Raw genomic sequence first — 25031 nt, 5'->3', positions numbered from 1 at the left:
ATTAAACAGATATTAATCAGATTTTAATCTTATCATTAAGCGTTGCTAACCGATTATTGATAAGAAAATTCTTAGAAATGTTAAGGTTTTTCGTATTTTGTGGTGTTGTGGGGAAGGTTATTTCGAATAATAATTTTTTGGCGCGGCAAATCCCGCTCGCAATTAAATGGAGCATCCTGGTTCTTATATAAAGAGTGCCTGGTTGCGCGTTTGTTCTCAGGAGAAAAAAATGAAAAAGTTATTACTGGTGGCCTCTCTGGTTTCTGTATTCGCAGCTGCAAATGCAATGGCTGATGTGACTGCATCTGCTACGGCGTCTTGGGATGCTACTGCTACAAAAGATACGACCAGCATGCTGGTTGTTACTCCGCTGAACTCTCTGACTTTCCAGTATGCGGAAGGTCTGAACGGGTTTAACACTCAGGACGGCGCTTTTGACGTAACCATTCAGGGACAAGAAAGTGCGACAGATTTCGAGCTGACTGCACAGGTCATCAGCAATACGCTGACCAACGCAAGCGGCGATGCGTCTACGCTGGACGTGGGCGTGGCATGGAACGGCAATGCGCTTTCCAGCGCGTCTGAAACCGTACTGGTTAACTCCTCTTCTACCTCTGGCCTCGAAAGCCTGATGGCGGATGGTGCTTATAACGGCGCTGAGCGCGTGAGCGATCAGTCCAGCTTCAAGTTCTCCATCTCCTCAGCGACCTCTGACGGTACGACCCCGGTAACCGATTACTCAGCGCTGCCTGACGGCTACTGGACTGGCGATGTGAAGGTACAGTTCAACGCGACCTGGACCACCCCAGCGTAATGCATAAAATTCGGGAGAGTCACTCTCCCGAATTTTCTCAGGAAATAAGTAATGACTAAATATGTGCCAATAGCCATGTTGGTAGGGATTGCCACATCCTTTTCCAGCTGGGCAATTAATGTGGGTGATATCACGTCGATAATGACTTCCGAAGCGAGTTCATTATCGAAAGAAATTATCAACACGACGGATTCCGCGCGCTACGTCAGCGTGACGGTAAAACAACTCTCCTCTCCGCTGCCCGGCGGCGTAGAGCTGAACGTGAATCCCGGTGAATTATTATCGACGCCCGCCAACCTTATTCTTCCTGGCGAGGCCAAAGACGTTTTCCGCTTTTTCTATAAAGGTCCGGAGGATGATAAAGAGCGCTATTACCGCCTGCAGTGGATAGACGAGCCGATCAGCGAAAGCGCCACAACCAAAGCCGGTAAAGCCGCGACGGCCACGGCCTCAGCGGAAATTGGCACCATTCTGGTGGTTGCCCCGCGCAGGGAGCGCTTCGACTACAGCCGTCAGGGCGATCTGATTACCAATACCGGCAATGTTTCCTTCCGCGTGATTGCCTACGGCGCCTGCAAGGACAAGGCGCAGGATCAGGGCAGGGGCTGCCGCGAGCGTTATTACGTTATGCCGGGCACAAAAATAAGGCTGCAAAAAAGCGATGTGTCGAACAGCCGTACCCGTATTGGCATCTGGCACGGCAAGCAATTTATTACAGTGAAGTAAAAACATAACGCCATTACCGGTACCAAAAATTAAAATGCCGATGTGTAAGGATGCGTATGTCATTTAAATATCTCGTTGGGGGAAGTGTATTTCTCTCGTTAGCGTTAACACCAGGCTTTGCACATTCCGCGCCCGTGAAGATCGGGAAATACGTTATTCCCGGCGCGTTTGCCCGTTCGCTGGAGCAGGGAATGACGGTTCCGGTGTTTATTCGCTATCAGGAAACGGACGAAAAGAGTCAGCAGAAAATTGCGGACGCGGTGATCTCTCTGGTCGACGGGAATATTACCGTGAAGTCGATTATGGTTTCCGATCTGCCAAATAACGCCGTGCTGTCGGATAAAACCCGCGCCATGGTGGAAAAAATCGCTGACGCAAAATTTGTCGATAACACCGCGATTGCCCTGACGCCGGAAGCCCGCCTGCAGCTGAACGTGTCGTCGTTTCACCTGGAGATGATCGTCAGCCGGGACGCGCTGACCGAGGCGGTCGTGGCGCGCAGCACCTTGCTAGGCCCGTCCAGCGTGGACAGGCTCACGAACGTGCTCAATTACAATTTCGGCACCTATTACAACGACTATCAAAATGGCAGCAGCTCGCGCAGCTATTTAACGCTGGATAACACCCTGTCGCTTCGGGAGCACCACTTCAACGTTAACGGTTCGGTATACGGTATTGGCGAGAGCAACAGTTCAAGCAAGGTCTATCGCGCGATGTACGAGCGCGACTATGAAGGCTATCGCCTGGCGCTGGGGATGCTCGATACGTGGAACGTGCAGTCCATTGCCAGCCTGAACGCGCTGAACGGCGGAAAAATCTACGGCGCCAGCTACGGCAATAAAGGCAGCACCGTGGTGGAAAATACCGCGCTGTCGCTGACCCCCATTACGGTCTTTCTTCCGGCCGCCGGGGAAGTCCACGTCTTCCGCGACGGGCGTTTGCTCAGCGTGCAGAACTTCAACATGGGCAGCTACGAAATTGACACCAGCCGTTTTCCCTACGGGGTGTACGACGTGACGGTGGATATCGTGGTGAACGGTCGCACGGTGAATACCCGGGTCAGCCGCGTGAATAAAATCTTTGCGCGCCAGCAGGCCGCCGGGCTGGACCAGCTCTCATGGCAGGTGTTCGGCGGATCGCTGGACTACGACCGCGTAAGCTACAGGCGCAACCACTACCACAATGCCGGTAGCGAGCAGACCTGGATTGCCGGCGGCGCGGCCTCTCTGACGCTGGCGATCCTCTCCGGCCTGAACGTGAAGTCCACGCTGTACGGCTTTGATTCGAATGCCGTTAACGAAACCGACCTGACCTTAAACGTCAATGAATATGTGAGCCTGGGCACCCAAACGCTGGTGGCAAACGACGGCACCTGGCGCAACGTCAGCAGCGTAAGCCTCAACGCTCCCGGCGGGTTTGGCGCGGTGTGGGCGTCACGCGAGGACAGCAAAATTGGCGACCGCCTGCCGGTGCAGGAGCGCGATAACTACTCCATTGGCGGCACGATTAACCTCGGGCGCTTTATTCCGCACGGGGGATCGCTGACCGTGAGCCAGACGGAAAACCGCTACTCGGGCAACAAATATCGCAACCTGGACTACAGCACCACGCTGTACGCCGGGCGTTACGCCACCGTCGGCCTGCGCGCCGGGGTGCAGCGCTATTACTACAACAACCGGAATGACGACGGTCGCCAGGAGCGTTACGTCAGCCTCGACTTCTCGCTGCCGCTGGCCTCCTGGCTGAGCGTCGGGGCATCGCGGGATCGTTACGGCGCAACCCAGGGCAACATCAGCGCCCGCAAGCAGTTTGAAGACGGGCCAATTACCTCGGCAGGGATCGCGGCCTCCACCCGCCTGAGCGGCGAGCAGAACTACGGCAACGATTATTCCGTGAACGGCAACATGAGTTACGCCACCAAATACAACGCCGGGACGGTCTCCGTTACCCGTTCGGCGGATAACGCCACCAACCTGAACTTCTCTTCCCAGGGATCGGTTGCCTGGGCGGGGGGCGATTTTGGCCTCAGCAAAGAGCGCCAGCGTTCCGGCATCATCGTGAAAACCGGGCTGGCAGGGGACGGCAAGCTGGCGGCAAAAATCAATAACCGCCACTACGTGCTGAGCGGCAAATCGAACTTTATCGCGCTGCCGCCTTACGCCCAGTACAAGCTGGAGATCATGAACGACCGCAACTCCGAGGACAGCTTCGATATTGTCTCCGGGCGTAAGCAGTCGCTGAACCTCTATCCGGGCAACGTGGGCGTGGTGGCGCCGGAAGTGAAAAGCATGGTGACCGTCTTCGGGCGCGTGCGCTATCCGAACGGACAGCTCGCGGCCAATACCGATATCCATAACCACATCGGTAAAACGCGCACCGATGCGAAAGGTGAATTCGCGATTGATATCGATAAGAAATTCCCCGTCATTACCCTTGTTTCGGCGAATGGCAACATCTGCGAAGCCGATTTAGATCTGGAAAAAGCCCGCGGCGCAGCGTGGGTCGGGGACGTGCAGTGCGCGCTGCAATCGACTATGGCGCAGAGATAATGCTATGAAAAATATTAACCTTATTCTTCCGCTACTCGTTGCGGGTGCATTAACCCCGCTGACGGCGAAAGCGTTGACCGCGACCTCGTCCGGCTCGGTCAGCAATAACTATCTGTTTATTGAAAACGCCGTCGACGGCGAGTATTTCATTACCCCCTCGGCGCTCGATCCTCGCTTTAGCGGATCGAACACCTGGGTGAAATACGGCACCTCGCAGGTGAGCCTCGGCTATCTCGGCTACGTGAGCTGGACGGCGCCGGCGAATAACTATCAGGACATGTGGATCGATAATTCGCCGATCGACGGGCCGTTTAACGGCATCCGCTGCTACAGCGGTACGCAATGCCCGACGTCCGGCTATATCTCCGGTCAGGGGCGGGACAGCAACGGTTTCTACCACGCGCAGGTCGGCTCGGTTGCGGGCGTGGTGGGCGGGGCGTACGGCTTTGCATCGCTGAGCGATTCGGCCTACGAATATTTCCGCGCGATGCCGACCGGCAGCAGCGAAACTTACGTCTTTAACCGCTGCTATACCTCGGTTAACTATGATTACGCGGGGGGCGCGCGCTGTAAGGATCAAAGCACCGGGCGCTGGAACTACGTGAACTACACCTTAACCAAGCGCGGCCATCTGGCGCTGGAATCCACCAGCGCTTTCCAGGAGCTGTGGATCGCCAGCGACGGGACGCCGAGCATTACCAATGACTCCGGCGCCTGCGAGCTGGGGGTGGTCGGAAACGTGAGCGGCGTGATCTGCAAAATGGTCAGCTACAGCCTTCAGCAGACCGCGAACCTGACCGCCTCGCTCACCTTCAGGGCCTATATCGATTCCACCGCGCTGGGCTTTACCCCGGCGGCGTCCACGGTGCGTTATTCCGGCAACGGCTCGAACTGGTATAACTTCAGCGCGACGACGGCCTATTACAACGTCTTCTCAACGGACGGCCACTACGTCTATCTCTTTTTGTCGAAGACGTTTCTTAAAAACCTTGTCGACTCGGGCTACAGCATTACCAACAGCCAGCCGTTTACCTTTGCCTTCCGCAATGGCTTAACGCCGGAGTCGGGGCATTACGAGTTCACGCCGTCGCTGCAGCTGAACATTATTCCGAAGGAGTATGGCATCAGCATTGTCTCGTCGAATAACACCACGTCGGCAAGCGGCAGCGGCACCATCGGCGATGATACCCCGATTGGCATGGACTATGTCGTCACCGTTTCCGGCCCGCGTCAGGCGGACAGTATTACCGCCCAGGTCACGGGAGACACCACGACCATTAACAATACGCCGTACTGCCTGTTTACCTCCGCGCAGGGCGGGATCAGCGTGCCGATCCCGGCGTATCTGCAGTACAGCAACCAGTCTGGCAGCCTGACGCAGGTGCGCAACAGCTGCGGCGACGCGCCCATCAGCCTCAACGATGCGCTGTGGCAGCAAACGCCGTGGGATGGGAATAACACCGATGACGGAAGCTACTTCAGCACCGACTTGTCGCTGCTGTTCCCAATGAACGACTCCCGCTCGGCGCTGACGGTATCAGGCTCCGACTGGGAAGGCGTGGTCAGCGCCAGCGGCGAAATCAAAGTCACCGCCAACTGGCTGGGCGTCACCAAATGAAGTGGGGATATGCGGCAATCATCAGTGCGGCGCTGCTGAGCTTTTCGGCGCACGCCCTGTATCTCGATTCCACGATTTACGAGATGCCTGCGGACAAGTCATTCATCAGCAAACGCATTTTTAACGACAGCAAAAAGCAGAATGTGTATCGCATTTCCGCGGTGAAAATTGACAGGCCCGGGCCGGGCGGGGAGAAGCGTCAGGATATAGAAGAAGGAGAGCTGATCTTTGCGCCGCTGACGTTTTCGCTGGCGCCGGACGCCGGGGAGTTTTTTAAGATTTTCTACCGCGGCCCGCAGGATGATAAGGAGCGCTATTACCGGGTGCAGTTCACGGAGCTGCCCGTCACGATGTTCCCGGAGCGCAACAGCGGGAAAAGAAGCGAAGCGATACCGGCTATCGCCCTGGATACGATACTGGTGGTGCGCCCGAGAAAGATCGACCTGCGCTACACCCTGGACGAGCATGCCGGGGTGCTTAAAAATACCGGGAACACCTTTTTTAAAATCATCGTGCAGCAGGGGTGCAATTCAACGGATGATGAGGCCACTATCCGTTACGTTCTCCCCGGAGAAACGTATCGCAGCAGCGGGCTAAAAAATGAAAATAAAAAGTTCATTGTCGCTTTGCACAAGTATATCCCTGTTGGCAGTGCGTGTTTTAAACCTGGCTCATAAAATCTAAATAAAAATATTCTTATATTGCTAACCTGTATAAGGTAAATATACTCTGTATAGGTTGCTTGCATAATGAAAGAAAAATATAAGAGTTTACCTGAATGAGAAAGATAATTAATGGTCGGGTTTTGTACGACTCAACGAAACGAGAGTTGAGCGTACAAAATCAACAGCTTGTCCTTTCCGCTTCGGTGGCAAGGTTACTGGATTTTTTTATTGTAAATAATACCCGACAATTAAGCAGGGAACTGATTATAGAAGAAGTCTGGGCTAAGTATGGGATGAATCCATCCGGCCATAGTCTTAATAAAAGTATTAGCCTGTTGCGTAAGGCATTTTCTTCACTGGGCGTGGATGACGTTATTATCACCATCCCGCGAGAAGGGTTTATTTTTCAGGCGCAGGTGAGTGATAACCGCAAAGAGGTCGTGTGTTCTACTGAGAAAGAGGTCGCGCCCGTTAATTCTGCGGTGACGTTTTCATGGAAAAAAATAGTTTTAGTCTGGATTATTGTTGCTCTGGTTTTAGTGGGGGGCGCAGGTATTTTTCTCACCGTTATGTTTCGCAATAACGACGGCGTGGTGCATGTTTCAAATACCGGCGTCTGCGAAGTCTATACCATGGATGATAATTCATCGGAGAAAATAGTTAAGTTTCTGCATTCCCAAAGATGGGAAGGGTTTGACCGCATTTGTAACGGCACGAAGAAAGCCATCATATTTTATGACGATAACAGCCTGTCTAAGGGCAATAAGCTGAAAGAACATTTTTTCAGTATTTGTATGGTGGATGAAAAAGAGGTGGCGTATGAGTGCCAAAATTATTTTTATTAGCATCGTGGCCGCGCTGGTCGCGCTGTTTTTCATTGTCCTTCACCGCGGGGCAAACCCGGCGGCGCTGGTCTGCACCTCTAAATACCATCTCGAGCTGGACACGCAAAAAGACGGGATAAAAATAAAGGGAGAAGTTCTCCAGGTATTCAGGATCTCTTCGGAAAAAGACGGGATGCTGTCGCAGGTGGGCGTGCTGGACGTAAATGATAAACAGTACGCCGTGAATCGCACCACGTCGCTGCGTTTTTTAGGCAAGGACAGCGACGGATATCTGCGTACAGAGCGCCTGGCAATAGTGAAAAATGATAATGACGATCTGCCGGACGCGATAACGGATCTGCTGATGTCAAAACAGAAGCTGTTTTATTACAAGGTCATCCATATCGACGACAATGTGTATGCTATCAGGGACTTGCGCCGCACGCTGATCGTCTGTCGGGCGAAGTGATTCTCTGCTTTACAATGTTTTACAGGTATTTAGCTCGGTGGATTGTTTTGTTTTTGATATTTTATTTTGTCTGATTGTGAATGTAAGGGCATTTGTTTGTTTTTGCCGCAGCTAAGAAAATTCCCTGTTCTGGTGATAGGAATATTCTTATCATTTTAATACCAACCGCAATCGTAGCCCGGGGGATATAAAAAGCTTTTCCTTAGCTTTGCAATGAGAATAGTAATTAGCTGACATGTATGTCGTTGGAAACCGAATCAATTGTGAATGTTCTCTCTATTTGAGGGAGGGGTAGCCTTTGCAATTAAAACCATGATGGTGATGATTATGAACACGAAAAAGGTCTTCCTGCTTAGTTATGACATTTATCTTTTCTCAGGGATTAGGTCATTTTTACCTAATCTGATACTGGTGGATACCGGAACCTATATCAGCGATTCTGATATCTCCACGCCCCAGTACAAAACCTGTCTGTTAATTATTGATAGCCGAATGCCGTTTGGCCTGGTTAAAAGATGGCTGCAAAGAAACAGCAGTCAGTTTATCAATATCAACAGCGTGGTGATTAGGCTGAGTGAAAATAAATGTATTAACCGAGGCTTTGAATACGCGGAGTTTATCGATGCCAGACTGGGGGCTGATGCCGTCATTGATTCGCTGAAGGATATTTTGATGGCGAATGCTGAAAACGGTGCGCTTGCCAGAATCGGCTTTGTGGATGAATTTCGCCTGAGTGATTTTGAACAGGAGATGCTGAATGCCTCATTCACCCGAACCGGCCAGGAGGAATTTTGCCGGGCGAATTCGCTGGCGGTGAAATCGCTTTATCGCTATCGGGATAAAATAACCCATCGTCTGGAGTTTGATAATTTCAACGAGTCCATTATTTTTCTTTCCCGCAACGGCCTGCTGGCAGAGAGAATCAGCGGAAATGAAAAGCCGCCGCGCTATGCCGGGGATAATAACGAGGCCGACCGACTGAGCCTGGCGCTGAAAAATGAGGAAATTATTCCGTTTTATCAGCCAATCGTTGGCGGCAATGGAGAGTTGAGCGGGGTAGAGGTGCTGGCGCGCTGGCCGCTGGGGCATAATTACGCCATCTCCCAGCGCGAGTTTATTCCGCTGGCGGAAAAAAGCGGGCTTATTAATGAGCTGACCAGCTATTTAATGAATAAGGTCGCCAGCGATTTAAATCACAGCGTTCACTGGCACGGACACTCTTTTTTTGTCGCCTTTAACGTCAGCCCTTCCAGCCTGAGCAATCCCGTCTTTTACTGGGAGTGCCTTAACTTTTTAGAGTTAACGGAATCGTTGCCGATAAAGCTGATGATAGAAATAACCGAAAACCAGACGCTGGTGGTCACGCCGGCAATAAAAGAGCTGATCCGTTCCCTGCGCAACCGCGGGGTGCTGTTTGCGCTGGATGATTTTGGCACCGGGTATGCGAATCTCTGCTATCTGAACGAGCTTGAACTCGATGTGATTAAAATCGACAAGACCTTTATCAACGGCATCCACGCGCACGAGCAGTCGCTGCCGATGCTGGAGTCGATAATAAACCTGGCCGCCATTCTGGGGCTGCAAACCGTGGCCGAGGGGGTGGAATATGACTACCAGCGCGACTGGCTTGTGGATAATCAGGTCGACTACCAGCAGGGGTACTTTTTTATGCCCCCGGTGGCGCTGGCCGAGTTCAAAGGCTTTATGAGGCGGTGTGAAAGTATCGAGAGGCCCGTCCGGGAAAAGAAGTCTTCAGGGCAGGATAACCAGCACAATCCGCGCCTTACCGCACCCTGAATCCGCTCGCCCCCCATCATACGGCGGGGCGACGGTTTTTAGCTGAACATCACCTGCGCCCAGCGCGCCAGACCGGCGGTAACGGAGCCAAAGTCATCGCCACCCGCAATCGGTATTCCCGGCAGCTGCTCCGCCAGCGCTTTCTTGATCAGCGGTGAACGGGCGCTTCCCCCCGTCAAATAAATCACGTCCGGCTTCTCTTTGCCATTTTCCAATGCCAGCTCAACCTGTTCCAGAATGCGCTGCAGCGGCTGCGCCAGGGCCGTTTCCAGCCCCTGCTGCGTAATGGCGGTGGCAAGATCGTCGCTGATAAACGGCAGGGCAATCGCGTGCTCGGGGCGATCCGAGAGGGCGATTTTGCTCTCCTCGGCGGTGCGCACCACGCGGTAGCTCAGACGCTGACGCCACACCTTGTAGAGCAGGGCGACCTTGTCGGCGTCCTGGGCATCGCGCACCAGATCGTTCAGGAAGCGGCCGTTGGCGGTGCTGTAAAAATCACTCTGGGCCGGAACGTCGTTGATGGCGATCGCGTTCCACCACGGCAGGATCGGCAGGGCGATGCCTTTTTCCGTCTGCCCGCCCATGCCCAGCAGCGGCATCAGGCTTTTGAACGCCAGGGCGATGTCCAGATCGTTACCGCCAACGCGGCAGCCGCTGTGTCCGAGCAGGCTGTTTTCGCGATCCCGGCGATTGTGCCACTGCGGGCCCATCAGCAGCAGAGAGCAGTCCGTCGTCCCGCCGCCGATATCCACCACCAGCACGCGCTTTTCTTCCCGCAGCGTGGCTTCAAAATCCAGCCCTGCCGCAACCGGCTCATACTGGAACACCACGTCGCGAAAGCCCGCCCGGTGCGCCGCACGCTCAAGGATACCCTGCGCCTGCTGGTTGGCCTCATCGCCGCCTAAGCCCTGGAAGTTAATCGGACGGCCAATCACCGCCTGGTCAATGGTTTCCGTTACCTGGGTCTGCGCCTGATTGCGGATGTGCAGCATCATGGCGCACACCAAATCTTCAAACATTGCCACCTGCTGCGGCTTCAGGCCGCTGGCACCGAGGAAGGATTTTGGTGATTTAACGAAGTAGACCTCTTCCGGATCTTCAACGTAGTGCCCGAGAGAGGAGAGGCCAAACTGCACGCTGGACGGCGTGACGTCGATATCTTCGTCACGGTTAAAGCTCACCGCGCGGCGCAGCAGCGCCTGGGTTTCCGCCGCGGTAGCCGGAACCTGATGATGGCGGAACAGCCATTCGCTGACCGCTTCACGGGTCGGTGCGCAGAGCATAGACGGCAGCAGCGTGCTCTCTTTTTCCATTTTCAGGAGCTGCGGCTGTCCGTCTTGCATGATGGCAACCGAGCAGTTTGCTGTACCGTAGTCAAATCCAATAAACACGTAGGAATCCCCATGCCAGTGAGAAGGGGCGAGACTTTAGCGAAATGTCTCGTCTGCGACAACAGGAATATGAAAGCAAAGCGAAAGACGCCTCTTCGGTTTATGCTGTGGAGAACATAAAAGGAGCAACGATGTACACCCTGAACTGGCAACCCCCCTACGACTGGCAGTGGATGTTTGGCTTTCTTGGCGCGCGTGCGGTGGAGGGTATCGAAACCGTCACCGACGCCTGGTACGAGCGCAGCTTCGCCTGCGACGGCCATCAGGGGATTTTTCGCGTCACGCCCGACGTTGCCACCTGCACCCTGACGGTAACCCTCAGTCCGGGGCTGGTGCCGGTGGCGGCTGAATGCCTCGCGCGGATTGAACGCCTGTTTGACCTCACCTGCGACCCGCAGAAGGTCGCCGCCGCGCTGGGCGATCTGGGCGCGGCAAGACCGGGGCTGCGCCTGCCCGGCGCGATGAGCGCCTACGAGCAGGGCGTCAGGGCCATTCTCGGGCAGCTGGTGAGCGTGGCGATGGCGGCCAGGCTGGCATCGAAGGTGGTGGCGCTGTGCGGCGAGCCGGTAAAGGATTCCCCGAACTACGTTTGCTTCCCGACGCCACAGGCGCTTGCGGCGGCGGATCCGCTCGCCCTGAAAGCGCTCGGTATGCCGCTGAAGCGGGCGGAGTCGTTGATCCATCTCGCGCGGTCGGTGGTAGAAGGGACGTTCCCGCTTAGGCCGCCGGAGGATATCGACGCGGGGATGAAGGCGCTGCAGCAGAGGCCGGGAATAGGGCGCTGGACGGCGAACTACCTCGCCCTTCGCGGCTGGCAGGCGAAGGACGTTTTTTTGCCGGATGATTATTTGATTAAGCAGCGCTTTGCGGGGATGACCCCCGCGCAGATCCGCCGCTACGCCGAGCGCTGGCGGCCGTGGCGATCTTACGCGCTCCTGCACATCTGGTATACCGACGGCTGGACGCCGTCAGTTGATGGCGAAATAGCTGGTGTTCAGCAGTAGATCCAGCGGCTGCGGTTCGGCGATGGTGTCGCCATAGATATAGTCGATGCCAATCCCGGAAAGGGTGTCCATCATGATCGGCTGGTTGCTCGGCCCGGCGATGGTCTTCATGTCCAGACGCTGGGCGTGGCCCTGGATAATGGTCACCATCATCTCATCCATCAGGTTACCGTGAACGTTGGTCACCACCTCCGCGTCCAGCATCAGGTAATCCGCCATGTTGGCGCTCAGATGGTTAAAGACGTTCATGTCTTTACCGACCTGGCTTAGCACCACGCGGCAGCCCGCCTGACGCAGCTTTTGCAGCCCCTGCTGCACGTTCCGATCCGGGTTTTGCACCACGTCGACGGCAATCACCAGATGCAACAGGCGGCCCGGCAGCGGGCTGTTCTCCAGCATATCCAGCAGTTCGTCCACCAGCGTCACGCTGGCTAAACCGGCCCCGGAGAGCGGCAGGGCAACGCCCATGCCCTTACCGGCAACCTGCTTCGCATAGGTGCGGAAAAAATCGCTAAAGATGCGGCGGTCGAGGGCGTGCAGCAGCTCAGGCTCCGCCAGCCCGGCGCGGAACGCCTGCTCCTCCTGCATCTCGCCCTGGCTGGTCCACAGGCGCAGCGAAATCAGCCAGAAGGTGCTGCTCTCGGGGATGCGCGGCGAGGCCACGCTGCGGCCGATCATCATCAGATGATTGTCTTTGATCATGTGCCACTGTTCATCGAGGGACATCATGCTGCGGGTGCTGTGAACGCGCTCCTGCTGCGGCTCGTAAACCGTTACCACGCCGCGGCCGTTGTTCTTGGAGGCGTAGCAGGCAATGTCCGCCTGCGACATCACCTCGGCGGTCTGATGGTTAGCCTCGTCAATCAGCGTGATCCCCGCGCTGGCGCCGATGCGGTGCAGGCGGCCTTCCCACATAAAGTGGTAGTTGTTGATGGCGTGGATCAGACGGCCCGCGATGTAGCGCGCGCTTTCGATATTGCAGTCTGGCAGCAGCAGGCCAAACTCATCCCCGCCCAGACGCGCCAGCACGTCGCTGGAGCGCAGCATGGTCAGCATCAGCGACGACAGCTCCCGCAGCAGGGCGTCGCCCGCCGCATGGCCTGCGGTGTCGTTCACCGCCTTAAAGCGGTCGAGGTCGATAAACACCAGCGCGTGACGCTGGCGAGTCTCCTGCACGGTTTGCAGCAGGCGCTTAAGGTGGTTTTCAAAGCTCACGCGGTTCGCCAGGTGGGTGAGGGCGTCGTGAGAGGCGCTGTAGCTCAGCTGGCGCAGCATTTTGCGCGATTCGGTCACGTCCTGAATCACCAGCACCGAGCCGATGTTTTGCCCGTCCAGGGTGCTCAGGGGCGTAATGCTGTAGTGGATGTCAAAATTGCCGCCGTTGCGGCAGTTCAGCACCACGTCCTGCTCGATATCCGAGCGGGACATATCGCCGCTGTGAATGTTTTCCATCAACGGCCCGTTCTCGCCGAAGGTGATGTGCAGGACTTTCAGGATCGGCTGACCGATGGCTTCTCCCTGCGTCCATCCGCTCATTTTCTCCGCCACCGGGTTCATAAAGGTGACGTTCATGTCGACATCGGTACACAGCACCGCTTCGCCGATGGAGTCGAGGGTAATGTGCAGACGCTCTTTTTCCTGGAACAGGGCCTCGTTAAGCTGCTTCACCTCGGTCATATCCATATTGATGCCGAGCACGCGCTCCACCTCGCCCTGCTTGTTCAGCACGCGGTTAGCCAGCGAGCGGATATGGCGCACGCCCTCTTTAACCCGAATTCGGAACTCGAGCTTAAACGGCACTCTTGCCATCAGCGAATCGCGAACAACCTGCTCCGCGTGCGCCCGGTCTTCCGGCACCATCGCGTCGTGCCAGATTTGCCAGGTCGGTTTGATGTGCGGCGGAATTTCATACAGCTCGAACATTTTTTTGTCCCAGCTGATCACGTCAGGCTCCAGATCCCACTCCCAGATGCCAATTCCCCCCGCGTCGTTGGCGAGGGTAATGCGCTCCATCAGGCGCTTGTTGACCCATTCGGTGTGCTTGAGATCGTTAATGTCTTCAATCTGGGCGATAAAATAGAGCGGCGTGCCGTCCGCGTGGCGCACCACGGAAACCGCGAGCAGCGCCCAGACCACCTCGCCGCTGCGGGTGTAATAGCGCTTTTCGAGCGAGTAGGTGTTGATATCGCCGTTGACCAGCTGCTCCAGCTGCTCCAGGTCGGTGTTCAGATCTTCGGGCCAGGTCAGCTGCTGGAAGGTGAGGGACTGCAGCTCGCTCTGGGTATAGCCGAGGAAGTTGCACAGCGCTTTGTTGGCCTGCAGCCACTGGCCCTCAATGCTCACCAGCGCCATGCCGATGGCGGAATATTCCATCGCGTTGCGAAAACGTTCTTCGCTCTCGGTGATGTGCTTACGCTCGGCGCGAAACGCATACATCACCATCGTCATGACGTTGGCGGGCAGCAGCATCATCAGGAAGGGCAGCCACGGGGCGTTGATCATCGCGCTGGCGTTTTGCGTCCCCATCGGCAAGGGGTTATGCGCCATCATCAACGACACCATCATCACGGTGACTAAAAATATCAGAAACGCTTCCAGGCGCGGCAGGCGCACGGCGCTCCACATCAGCAGCACGATAACGCAGGTAAACGGCCACGGGAGCCAGCGCATGGCAATCCAGCTCAGCACCAGCGTCACCGCCATCGTCAGAAGGGTTTCCAGCAGCAGCTGCGGGTTGCGGTGGCGCAGTAAATAGTGCGGTTTAAACAGCAATCCCAGCGGCACCAGCGCCAGCGCGCCGATAGATTCCGATAACACCCAGACGAGGAAATTACGCAACGGCTCAGGGCTTGGCACCACGAAATGAATCAGTATCCCACCAATCAGCGGCGGGATCAGGGCGCTGCCGATGGCCAGGCGAACCCAGTCGTTCAGGTTTTGCAGCGGGTTGTACCAGGGCAGCAGTTTGCGCAGGAGCAGCGCGCCGATGCAGGCTTCAATAACGTTAATGACGGTGTACGCAATTATGGCGGAATCGAAGAGCAGCCAGGAGGCTAAAATATTGCCAAACGAGCAGGCCAGCGCGATGCCGGGCCACATTTTGCCCGCGTGGCGGTAAAACGCCACCATCATAATGGAGGTCGGGAACCAGAGCGGCGCCAGGAACGTGCCAAAGCGGGTCAGCTCCAGCGAGAACAGGGTAAAGATGAAGGTGACCAGACCCAGGCAGACAAGTCGCAGTAAAGGATGTGGGGTAGTAACCAAAACCCGCTGGTATTGTTTATTCATTACCGCTTTATCCAGGGACGCCATGCCGTCAGGAACCAGGTCCGGACGAGAGAATTTATGAATTTGGTTTATGCTAGTACAAACAATTTACAATTCATATGCTGACTGCTCATAATTTGACATCATAGACTTATTAAATAGTTAGTCGGCAAAAAATTCAGGTTAAACGCCGAAAAAGTGATCGTTTAAATTTTGCTAAGGGAATGAAAACGGACTTTTCATGCTGTCTCGCAGAACCTGCGCTTTCGACTGGTATCACGCCCCCGAAATCCCTATAATTGCCGCGTTTGACGCTACGGCGTCGTCCTTCCTTAACATCCAGGTTAATCAGGTCGCTAAATTTATGACTGATAAGTCTCATCAGTGCGTCATTATAGGCATCGCCGGCGCATCGGCTTCAGGTAAAAGTCTTATTGCCAGTACGCTTTACCGCGAACTGCGCGAACAAGTTGGTGATGAGCACATCGGTGTCATTCCCGAAGATAGCTATTATAAAGATCAATCGCATCTCTCGATGGAAGAGCGCGTTAAAACCAACTATGACCATCCGAATGCGATGGACCACAGCCTGCTGTTCCAGCATTTAGAAGCGCTGAAAAGCGGCCAGGCGATTGAACTGCCTGTCTATAGCTACGTAGAACACACCCGCACCAAAGACACCGTTCGCATTGAGCCGAAAAAAGTCATTATCCTTGAAGGCATTCTGCTTCTCACGGATGCGCGCCTGCGTGAATCAATGAACTTCTCGATCTTTGTTGATACGCCGCTGGATATCTGCCTGATGCGCCGCATCAAGCGTGACGTGAACGAGCGCGGTCGCTCCATGGATTCGGTGATGGCGCAGTACCAAAAAACCGTCCGTCCAATGTTCCTGCAGTTTATCGAACCGTCCAAGCAATACGCCGATATCATCGTTCCTCGCGGCGGTAAAAACCGTATTGCGATCGATATCTTAAAAGCGAAAATCAGCCAGTTTTTTGAATAAACCGCGCGAATTGTGTACCGTTCAGAGATAACCTGGTTTGCCCTGAAGCTTCAACGGCTTCAGGGATCGATGCACGAAAGGAGAAAGTGCCATGCGTCTTTGTGACCAAGATATAGAAGCCTGGCTGGATGAGGGCCGCCTGTCTATTACTCCTCGCCCACCGGTAGAGCGTATCAACGGCGTAACCGTTGACGTGCGACTGGGGAATAAATTCCGTACCTTTAGCGGCCATACCGCGCCGTTTATCGACCTCAGCGGGCCGAAAGATGAAGTCAGCGCCGCCCTTGATCGCGTCATGAGCGACGAAATTGTTCTGGCGGACGGCGAAGCGTTCTACCTCCATCCTGGCGAACTGGCCCTGGCGGTGACCTTTGAATCGGTGACGCTGCCGGCGGATCTGGTCGGCTGGCTTGACGGACGTTCATCCCTGGCGCGCCTGGGGCTGATGGTTCACGTGACCGCGCACCGCATCGATCCAGGCTGGTCTGGTCGCATCGTGCTGGAGTTCTTTAACGCCGGCAAACTGCCGCTGGCGCTTCGTCCGGGTATGATGATCGGCGCGCTGAGCTTCGAGCCGCTCACCGGCCCGGCTGCACGGCCTTATAACCGTCGCCAGGACGCGAAGTATCGCGATCAGCAGGGTGCCGTCGCCAGCCGTATCGATAAAGACTGACAGTGATCCATTGAGGATGCCATGAGAAGAGTTCTGACAACGCTGATGATTTTGCTGGTGGTGCTGGTAGCTGGCCTTTCCGCGTTGGTACTGCTGGTTAACCCTAACGATTTTCGTGCCTACATGGTGCGCCAGGTCGAAGCGCGTAGCGGTTATGAACTGAAACTTGACGGGCCGCTGCGCTGGCACGTCTGGCCGCAGCTCAGCATCCTCTCTGGCCGTATGTCGCTCACGGCGCCGGGTGCGTCTGCACCTCTTGTGTCTGCTGACAACATGCGCCTTGACGTTGGCCTGATCCCGCTCTTTTCCCATCAGCTCCAGGTGAACCAGGTGATGCTGAAAGGCGCGGTGATCCAGCTTACGCCGCAAACCGAAGCCGTCCGCAAGGCGGATGCTCCGGTTGCGCCGCGGGAAAATACCCTCCCTGACGAACCCTCTGATACCGGCTGGTCGTTTGATATCGCCAGCCTGAAAGTGGCGGACAGCGTGCTGGTCTTCCAGCACGAAGGGGATGAACAGGTCACCGTGCGCAATATCAGCCTGAAAATGGATCAGGATGCCAACCATCAGGCCACCATCGATTTCTCAGGCCGCGTGAATCGCGATCAGCGCGACCTGACGCTCTCCCTGAACGCCAACGTCAACGCCGCCGACTACCCGCACCAGCTGACCGCCGATATCCAGCAGCTTAACTGGCAGCTGACGGGCGCCGATCTCCCGACGCAGGGCATTACCGGGCAGGGCACGCTGCAGGCGGTATGGCGCGAAGAGCAAAAGCAGCTTGAGCTGGATAAGCTTGACCTTCAGGCGAACGACAGCAGCCTGAAAGGGCAGGCGAGCGTCTCCCTTGCCGAAAAACCGAAGTGGGTGTTCAACCTGCAGTTCGACAAGCTCAACCTGGAAAACCTCCTCGCGGTGCCTGCTGCGGACGCATCGAATGCAGACGTCCCGCAAACCGGGCAAAACCAGCCGAAGCAGCCGCGCCCGGTAATTTCATCCAATCTTGACCAGCCTGACTACAACGGCCTGCGTGGTTTTACCGCCGATATCATGCTGAAAGCCAACAGCGTGCGCTGGCGCGGCATCGACTTCACGGACGTCAGCAGCCAGATGTTCAACCACAACGGGCTGCTGGTTATCTCTGAGCTTAGCGGCAAGATGGGGGCGGGGAATCTGTCGCTGCCCGGCACGCTGGACGTGCGCAAAGACAACCCAACGGCGGAGTTCCAGCCGCGCCTCGATAACGTCGAGATCGGCACCATCCTGAAAGCCTTCAACTACCCGATTGCGCTCACCGGGCAGATGACGCTGGCGGGGGATTTCTCCGGCACTAAGATTGACGCGGACGCCTTCCGCCGTGAATGGCAGGGGCAGGCGCACATCGAGCTGAAAGACACCCGAATGGAAGGGCTCAACTTCCAGCAGCTGGTGCAGCAGGCGGTGGAGCGCAGCAGCAACGTGACGGCGAAAGAGAACTACGACAGCGCCACGCGTCTGGATAACTTCGTCAGCGATTTAGCCCTGAACAACGGCACCCTGACGCTCGACGGCATGGAAGGGACGTCCTCCATGCTCTCGTTGACCGGCGACGGCTCCCTCGACCTGGTGAAAGAAACGGCGAACACGCGCTTTAACGTGCGCGTCCTCTCCGGCTGGGAAGGTGAGGGCAAGCTGGTCGATTTCCTGAAAGAAACCCCGATCCCGCTCACCGTCTACGGCAAGTGGCAGGCGCTGAACTACAGCCTCCAGGTGGATCAGGTGCTGCGCAAGCATTTGCAGGATGAAGCGAAGCGCCGCCTTAACGAGTGGGCGGACAGGAATAAAGATTCGCAGAGCGGGAAGGATGTGAAGAAGCTTTTAGAAAAGCTTTGATGCAAGGGCTGTTGCCCTCACCCGTAGGGTTGAAATTCCCTCGCCCCTTTGGGGAGAGGGCCAGGGTGAGGGGAACATACGGCTCTGGTGGTTATTCCGTTCACCTTGTGTTCCCTGCTCACATTTTTTCTATGACAAACTCACGTCGCTTTGTGAAATAAAAATGACGGGGCTACTTCATCGTGAAGTGCAAATGTAAGTTCGCCCTACACCTCATAATCAATCTCATCTTCCCCGCGCAGCGGTATCAGCTGCACCTTCTGCACGCGATGGCTTTCAACCTGCAGCGTTTTGAGCATGTAATCCCCCACCTGCACCTCTTCGCCCGGTTTCGGAATGCGCTGTAAATATTCCATCAGCAGTCCCGCGATGGTGTGGTACTCGCGCTTCTCGTCAAGCGGCAGCGGAACATACTGCACCAGATCTTCCAGCGGCATGTGGCCGTTGGCCGTCCAGGAGCCGTCGGCGTTTTTCTGAATGTCGTGGCGGGCGTCAATCTCATCCACCTCGTTCGGCAGATTGCCGGCGATGGTTTCCATCACGTCGCTCAGTGTCACCAGCCCTTCGACGGAACCAAACTCATCCACCACGAAGGCAAAGTGCGTGCGGGCATTGCGGAACTGCTCCAGGGCTGAAAGCAGCGGCAGCGTTTCCGGGAACACCAGCGGCTGACGCACCAGCGCGCGCAGGTCGAGCGCGTCGCCGCGCAGCTGCTGCTGGAGCAGGTCAATCACGTGCACCACGCCCAGCAGATCCTCCTCCTCTTCGCCGCCGGTCACCACCACGCGGGTGTGCTGGTTTTTGTCCAGCAGGGCGCGGATTTGCGCTTCCGGGGCGTTAAGGTCGATATGCTCAATATCATGACGGGAGGTCATGATGCTGCTGACCGAGCGCTGGTTCAGGTTAAGCACGCGCTCAATCATCCGCCGCTCCTGCGGATTAAAGATCTGGCTGTCGTTGTGGTCAGCAAGCAGGGAGGCGGACTCAGCGTCCAGCTCGGCGTCCTCTTTCTGCCCGCTGAGCAGGCGCATCACCGTGTCGGCGGTGCGCTGGCGCAGCGTCTGGTTCGCGGACAAGAAGCGGCGGCGGTTAAAGATGGCGAGCTGGTTGAGCGACTCGATGATCACCGAGAAACCAATCGCCGCGTACAGGTAGCCCTTCGGAATGTGGAAGCCAAAGCCGTCCGCCACCAGGCTAAAGCCGATCATCAGCAGGAAGCTCAGACACAAAATCACGATGGTTGGATGGCTGTTGACGAAGCGCGTAAGCGCCTTGCTGGCCATCACCATTAAGGCTATGGCGATAATCACCGCCGCCATCATCACCGCCAGATGGTCAACCATCCCCACCGCCGTGATCACCGAGTCCAGCGAGAAGACCGCGTCCAGCACCACGATTTGCGCCACCACGGGCCAGAATTTCGCCCCGCGCCGCTGGGTTGGGTTTTCGCTGTCTTTCCCCTCAAGCCGCTCGTTGAGCTCCACCGTAGCCTTAAACAGCAGGAACAGCCCGCCGAACAGCATGATCAGATCCCGGGCGCTGAAGCTCAGGCTGTGGAACGTAATGATGGGTTTCGTCAGGGTGACCAGCCAGGAGATAGAGGCCAGCAGGAGCAGGCGCATCACCATCGCCAGCAGCAGGCCCGTGACGCGGGCGCGGTCGCGCTGTGACGGCGGCAGTTTCTCGGCGAGGATGGCGATAAACACCAGATTATCGATGCCGAGCACGAGCTCGAGGACGATCAGCGTCACCAGCCCGGCCCAGATTGATGGATCGGCAATCCATTCCATAGTAATAGCAATACCTTCTGTTATATGACCAATGTCACACTTCGATCATGGATAAAGCGGGCGAAAATTGCAATGACGTCCTGAGATTTCTCTTAATCCCCCGTTCATAGTGAGCTGAAAAATAGTCTTATTATTTATACGTGGAATATCTTTTTATCTGATAGTGAATAAAAATAAGAAATATCGCAGGTAATGTTTTTTCATTCAAATAAGTCAATATAAAGAAAATCCGAAAACGTCAAAAACTTGCTCTTAATATTAATCTTAAAAACCCATTTCCGGGTGGTTGTTACCTTGCCTGCTATTACGTTAGCTGCAACAATTCCTCCAGTATCGAATTTCTGGTTGCTTTTACCATGCGTTCATAATGGTGAAAAATTCATTATCAATGCGGCATTTAATGCGCCTGATATATTTTCATCTTAACAAATCAAAGAGGGTGTTTATCCATAACGTATTGTTTAGACAGTGGATTGGTAACTGAAAGCCAAGGGCGGTAGCGTGCCTGAAAGCGTGTGAATCGGCCCCGATTATTCTGTCAATAGCCAATGGATGAATAAGCTTTTTTTAGGACTGATGCCAGTTATATTTCTATTTTATTAACTGCATTCTGATTGTCGTTTCGATCCGCGCTTATTTAAATTGCACAGGATAATTACTCTGCCAAAGTGATAAATAATCAATGATGAAATCCAAAATGAAATTGATGCCATTATTGGTGTCTGTGACCTTGATGAGTGGTTGTACGGTTTTTCCCGGCAGCAATATGTCAACCATGGGAAAGGATGTGATTAAACAGCAGGACGCTGATTTCGACCTCGATAAGATGGTGAATGTTTATCCGCTGACCCCGCGTCTGGTGGAACAATTGCGCCCGCGACCAAACGTTGCACAGCCAAATACCTCTCTGGACCAGGAAATTGCGTCGTACCAGTACCGCGTAGGGCCGGGGGATGTGATTAACGTGACGGTCTGGGATCACCCGGAACTCACCACGCCAGCGGGCCAGTACCGTAGCTCTAGCGACACCGGTAACTGGGTGCAGCCGGACGGCACCATGTTCTATCCGTACATCGGCAAAGTGCACGTGGTGGGCAAAACCCTCGCAGAAATTCGTAGTGATATTACCGGCCGTTTAGCGCAGTACATCGCTGACCCGCAGGTGGACGTTAATATCGCCGCATTCCGCTCGCAAAAGGCGTATGTCTCCGGCCAGGTGAATAAATCCGGCCAGCAGGCGATCAGCAACGTGCCGCTGACGGTGCTCGACGCCATTAACGCCGCCGGCGGCCTGACCGATGCGGCCGACTGGCGCAACGTGGTGCTGACCCACAACGGCCAGGAGCAGCGCATTTCCCTGCAGGCGCTGATGCAAAACGGCGACCTGAGCCAGAACCGTCTGCTCTATCCGGGCGATATCCTCTACGTGCCGCGCAACGACGATCTCAAAGTGTTCGTCATGGGCGAAGTGAAAAAACAGAGCACGCTCAAGATGGACTTCAGCGGCATGACCCTGACCGAAGCGCTCGGCAATGCCGAAGGTATCGATCTGACCTCGTCTAACGCCAGCGGCATCTTCGTGATCCGTCCGCTGAAAGGCGAAGGCAGTGCGAAAGGCAAGATTGCCAATATTTACCAGCTGGATATGTCCGATGCGACGTCCCTGGTGATGGCAACCGAATTCCGCCTCCAGCCGTACGATGTGGTGTATGTCACAACCGCACCGGTTGCCCGCTGGAACCGCCTGATCAACCAGTTGCTGCCAACCATCAGTGGCGTTCGCTACATGACGGACACGGCGCGCGACATCCATACCTGGTAATCCGCGATGTTTAACAAAATTCTGGTGGTATGCGTGGGGAACATTTGCCGTTCCCCGACGGCTGAGCGACTGCTGCGAAGCTACCAGCCGGGTCTGACAGTAGACTCGGCGGGGCTGGGGGCGCTGGTGGGTAAAGGCGCCGACGAGCGTGCAGCAAGCGTGGCCAGTGAACACAACCTCTCTTTAGACGGGCACAGCGCCCGTCAGGTCTCGGGACGCATGTGCCGCGAGTATGACCTGATCCTGGCAATGGAAAAACGCCACATTCATGCCCTGTGTGAAATCGCACCTGAAATGCGAGGCAAGGTGATGCTGTTTGGTCACTGGGACAATGAACGCGAAATTCCCGATCCGTATCGCAAGAGCCGAGAGGCATTTGAGGCGGTTTACACCTTACTTGACCAGTCTGCCCGTCAGTGGGCGCAGGCACTGAAAGCTCAGCAGGGATAACAATGACAGAAAAAACAAGACCTTCTGCCGCCCCGGTATCGGGCAGTGATGAAATCGACATTGGCCGTCTGGTTGGCACGGTTGTCGAAGCGAAGTGGTGGGTGCTGGGCGTCACGGCGGTATTCGCGGTGGCGGCCTTTATCTACACCCTGTTCGCGACGCCAATTTACAGCGCAGACGCGCTGGTACAGATCGAGCAAAACACCGGGAATTCCCTGGTGCAGGACATTGGCTCCGCGCTGGCGAATAAGCCCCCGGCGTCTGACGCTGAAATCCAGCTGATCCAGTCGCGCCTGGTGCTGGGCAAGACCGTGGACGATCTTGACCTGGATATCGGCGTGACCAAAAACACCTTCCCGGTCTTTGGCGCGGGCTGGGATCGCCTGATGGGCCGTCAGAACGACACCGTCAAAGTGACAACCTTCGTGCTGCCTAAAGGGGCGGCGGACCAGACCTTTACCCTGACCGTGCTCGGGCCAAAACAGTATCAGCTGACCAGCGACGCGGGCTTCAGCGCGCGGGGTGAAGTGGGGCAGATGCTGAACAAAGACGGCGTCAGCATCATGGTGAGCGCCATTCGCGCCGCCGACGGCGGCGAGTTCACCGTCACGAAATTCTCGACGCTCGGGATGATCAACAACCTGCAAAACAACCTGACCGTGACCGAAAACGGCAAGGACACCGGGGTGTTAAGCCTGAGCTTTACCGGTGAAGACAAAGATCAGATCCGCGAGATCCTCAACAGCATTACCCGCAACTACCTTGAGCAGAACGTTGAGCGTAAATCCGAAGAGGCGGCCAAGAGCCTGGCCTTCCTCGCTAAACAGCTGCCGGAAGTGCGCCAGCGTCTGGACGTAGCAGAAGAGAAGCTGAACAGCTATCGCCAGCAGAAGGACTCGGTTGACCTGCCGCTGGAAGCGAAATCGGTGCTGGATTCGATGGTGAACATCGACGCCCAGCTGAACGAACTGACCTTTAAAGAAGCGGAAATTTCCAAGCTCTACACCAAACGTCACCCGGCGTACCGCACGCTGCTGGAAAAACGTAAGGCGCTGGAAGATGAGAAATCTAAGCTTAACAACCGCGTCACCGCGATGCCGGAAACCCAGCAGGAGATCGTCCGCCTGACCCGCGACGTGGAGTCCGGTCAGCAGGTGTACATGCAGCTGCTGAATAAACAGCAGGAGCTGAAAATCACCGAAGCCAGCACCGTGGGCGACGTGCGCATCGTTGACTCCGCCATCACCCAGCCTGGGGTACTGAAGCCGAAGAAAGCGCTGATTATTCTCGGCAGCATTATCCTCGGCCTGATGCTCTCCATCGTTGGCGTGCTGCTGCGCTCGCTGTTCAACCGCGGTATCGAAAGCCCGCAGGCGCTGGAAGAGAACGGCATCAGCGTGTACGCCAGCATTCCGCTCTCCGAGTGGCAGAAGTCCCGCGACAGCGTGAAAACCGTCAAGGGCGTGAAGCGCTACAAGCAGAGCCAGCTGCTGGCGGTGGGTAACCCGACCGACCTCGCCATTGAGGCCGTGCGCAGCCTGCGTACCAGCCTGCACTTCGCCATGATGCAGGCCAAAAACAACGTGCTGATGATGACCGGGGTCAGCCCGTCAATTGGTAAGACCTTTGTCTGCGCCAACCTGGCGGCGGTGGTAAGCCAGACCAACAAGCGCGTGCTGCTGATCGACTGCGACATGCGTAAGGGCTACACCCACGAGCTGCTCGGCACCAACAACGTGAACGGCCTGTCGGAGATCCTGCTCGGCAAGGGCGACATCAGCCAGTGCGCAAAACCGACCACCATCCCGAACTTTGACCTTATTCCCCGCGGTCAGGTGCCGCCGAACCCGTCCGAGCTGCTGATGAGCGAACGCTTCACGCAGCTGGTGGAGTGGGCGAGCAAGCACTACGACCTGGTGCTGATTGATACCCCGCCAATTCTGGCCGTGACCGACGCCGCCGTGGTGGGTCGTCATGCCGGCACCACGCTGATGGTGGCGCGCTACGCGGTGAATACCCTGAAGGAAGTGGAGACCAGCCTCAGCCGCTTCGAGCAGAACGGCATCGAGGTGAAAGGGGTGATCCTCAACTCCATTTTCCGCCGCGCGACGGGCTATCAGGACTACGGGTACTACGAGTACGAATATAAGTCTGACAGTAAATAACAGCCTAAACAGACCTCCGCCCACCCCTCACCCTAACCCTCTCCCCAAAGGGGAGAGGGGATTGTTCGGTGCCGCCCTTCACCCTCTCCCCCCTTTGGTGAGAGAGGAGTGTTCGGTACCGTCCTACAC

Annotated in this window: 18 protein-coding genes; 15 read left to right on the top strand and 3 right to left on the bottom strand. The window is 55.9% G+C overall.

The window, feature by feature from the left end; genetic code table 11:
- The first annotated feature begins 229 nt into the window (after nt 1-229).
- The 8 genes from ecpA to AB6V08_RS09995 all read left to right on the top strand — a co-directional run bounded on the left by ecpA (nt 230) and on the right by AB6V08_RS09995 (nt 9462).
- Complete coding sequence (gene ecpA / locus AB6V08_RS10030) at nt 230-814, top strand: common pilus major fimbrillin subunit EcpA (RefSeq protein WP_023336292.1); 585 nt, start codon at nt 230-232, stop codon at nt 812-814.
- Nucleotides 815-865: 51 nt separating this feature from the next.
- A complete protein-coding gene (locus tag AB6V08_RS10025; protein ID WP_368542515.1) occupies nt 866-1540 on the top strand; it encodes a hypothetical protein in 675 nt (224 codons plus the stop codon).
- 56 nt (nt 1541-1596) lie between these two features.
- Entirely contained in the window at nt 1597-4089 is a 2493-nt protein-coding gene (locus AB6V08_RS10020) for a TcfC E-set like domain-containing protein (RefSeq protein ID WP_368542514.1), read from the top strand.
- A 4-nt stretch (nt 4090-4093) separates the two neighbouring features.
- Nucleotides 4094-5707: a fimbrial protein gene (locus AB6V08_RS10015; protein ID WP_368542513.1), complete on the top strand. Its 1614-nt coding sequence runs from the start codon at nt 4094-4096 to the stop codon at nt 5705-5707.
- Nucleotides 5704-6384: a molecular chaperone gene (locus tag AB6V08_RS10010; protein WP_368542512.1), complete on the top strand. Its 681-nt coding sequence runs from the start codon at nt 5704-5706 to the stop codon at nt 6382-6384. The genes AB6V08_RS10015 and AB6V08_RS10010 overlap by 4 nt, the downstream gene beginning before the upstream one ends.
- 101 nt (nt 6385-6485) lie before the next feature.
- Entirely contained in the window at nt 6486-7217 is a 732-nt protein-coding gene (locus AB6V08_RS10005; protein WP_368542511.1) for a transcriptional regulator, read from the top strand.
- Nucleotides 7192-7665: a hypothetical protein gene (locus AB6V08_RS10000; protein ID WP_368542510.1), complete on the top strand. Its 474-nt coding sequence runs from the start codon at nt 7192-7194 to the stop codon at nt 7663-7665. The genes AB6V08_RS10005 and AB6V08_RS10000 overlap by 26 nt, the downstream gene beginning before the upstream one ends.
- 327 nt (nt 7666-7992) lie before the next feature.
- On the top strand, nt 7993-9462 hold the full coding sequence (locus AB6V08_RS09995; RefSeq protein WP_368542509.1) for an EAL domain-containing protein: 1470 nt from the start codon (nt 7993-7995) through the stop codon (nt 9460-9462).
- Between the two features lie 38 nt (nt 9463-9500).
- Here AB6V08_RS09995 and yegD read toward each other — a convergent pair whose 3' ends face one another.
- Entirely contained in the window at nt 9501-10853 is a 1353-nt protein-coding gene (yegD, locus tag AB6V08_RS09990) for a molecular chaperone (RefSeq protein WP_368542508.1), read from the bottom strand.
- Between the two features lie 131 nt (nt 10854-10984).
- On the opposite strand from yegD, the gene alkA reads away from it, so the two are divergent.
- On the top strand, nt 10985-11857 hold the full coding sequence (gene alkA / locus AB6V08_RS09985) for a DNA-3-methyladenine glycosylase 2 (protein ID WP_368542507.1): 873 nt from the start codon (nt 10985-10987) through the stop codon (nt 11855-11857).
- On the opposite strand, the gene AB6V08_RS09980 is transcribed toward alkA, so the two are convergent.
- A complete protein-coding gene (locus AB6V08_RS09980) occupies nt 11822-15145 on the bottom strand; it encodes a diguanylate cyclase (RefSeq protein WP_368542506.1) in 3324 nt (1107 codons plus the stop codon). The genes alkA and AB6V08_RS09980 overlap by 36 nt on opposite strands.
- A 343-nt stretch (nt 15146-15488) precedes the next feature.
- Between AB6V08_RS09980 and udk the strand changes: the two genes are divergently transcribed.
- The 3 genes from udk to asmA all read left to right on the top strand — a co-directional run bounded on the left by udk (nt 15489) and on the right by asmA (nt 18675).
- On the top strand, nt 15489-16130 hold the full coding sequence (gene udk, locus AB6V08_RS09975) for a uridine kinase (RefSeq protein ID WP_368542505.1): 642 nt from the start codon (nt 15489-15491) through the stop codon (nt 16128-16130).
- A 91-nt stretch (nt 16131-16221) separates the two neighbouring features.
- A complete protein-coding gene (gene dcd, locus AB6V08_RS09970; RefSeq protein ID WP_368542504.1) occupies nt 16222-16803 on the top strand; it encodes a dCTP deaminase in 582 nt (193 codons plus the stop codon).
- A 21-nt stretch (nt 16804-16824) separates the two neighbouring features.
- Nucleotides 16825-18675 (top strand): outer membrane assembly protein AsmA, encoded by a 1851-nt coding sequence (gene asmA, locus AB6V08_RS09965; protein ID WP_368542503.1) that lies wholly within the window; start codon nt 16825-16827, stop codon nt 18673-18675.
- A 206-nt stretch (nt 18676-18881) separates the two neighbouring features.
- Here asmA and AB6V08_RS09960 read toward each other — a convergent pair whose 3' ends face one another.
- Nucleotides 18882-20465, bottom strand: coding sequence for a TerC family protein (locus AB6V08_RS09960; RefSeq protein ID WP_368542502.1), 1584 nt, complete (start codon nt 20463-20465; stop codon nt 18882-18884).
- Between the two features lie 682 nt (nt 20466-21147).
- On the opposite strand from AB6V08_RS09960, the gene AB6V08_RS09955 reads away from it, so the two are divergent.
- From AB6V08_RS09955 to wzc, 3 genes are read left to right on the top strand one after another with little or no spacing between them, the layout of a single operon-like run.
- Nucleotides 21148-22287 (top strand): polysaccharide export protein, encoded by a 1140-nt coding sequence (locus AB6V08_RS09955; protein WP_368542501.1) that lies wholly within the window; start codon nt 21148-21150, stop codon nt 22285-22287.
- A gap of 6 nt (nt 22288-22293) precedes the next feature.
- Complete coding sequence (gene wzb, locus AB6V08_RS09950) at nt 22294-22737, top strand: low molecular weight protein-tyrosine-phosphatase Wzb (protein ID WP_368542500.1); 444 nt, start codon at nt 22294-22296, stop codon at nt 22735-22737.
- Nucleotides 22738-22739: 2 nt separating this feature from the next.
- The gene (wzc, locus tag AB6V08_RS09945) at nt 22740-24902 is read left to right on the top strand and encodes a tyrosine-protein kinase Wzc (RefSeq protein WP_368542499.1); all 2163 of its coding nucleotides are present in this window, start codon (nt 22740-22742) and stop codon (nt 24900-24902) included.
- Nucleotides 24903-25031: the final 129 nt, after the last annotated feature.

Source organism: Enterobacter soli (assembly GCF_964208575.1).
Taxonomy (GTDB): domain Bacteria; phylum Pseudomonadota; class Gammaproteobacteria; order Enterobacterales; family Enterobacteriaceae; genus Enterobacter; species Enterobacter soli_A.
This window is presented reverse-complemented; position numbering and strand designations above follow the sequence as displayed.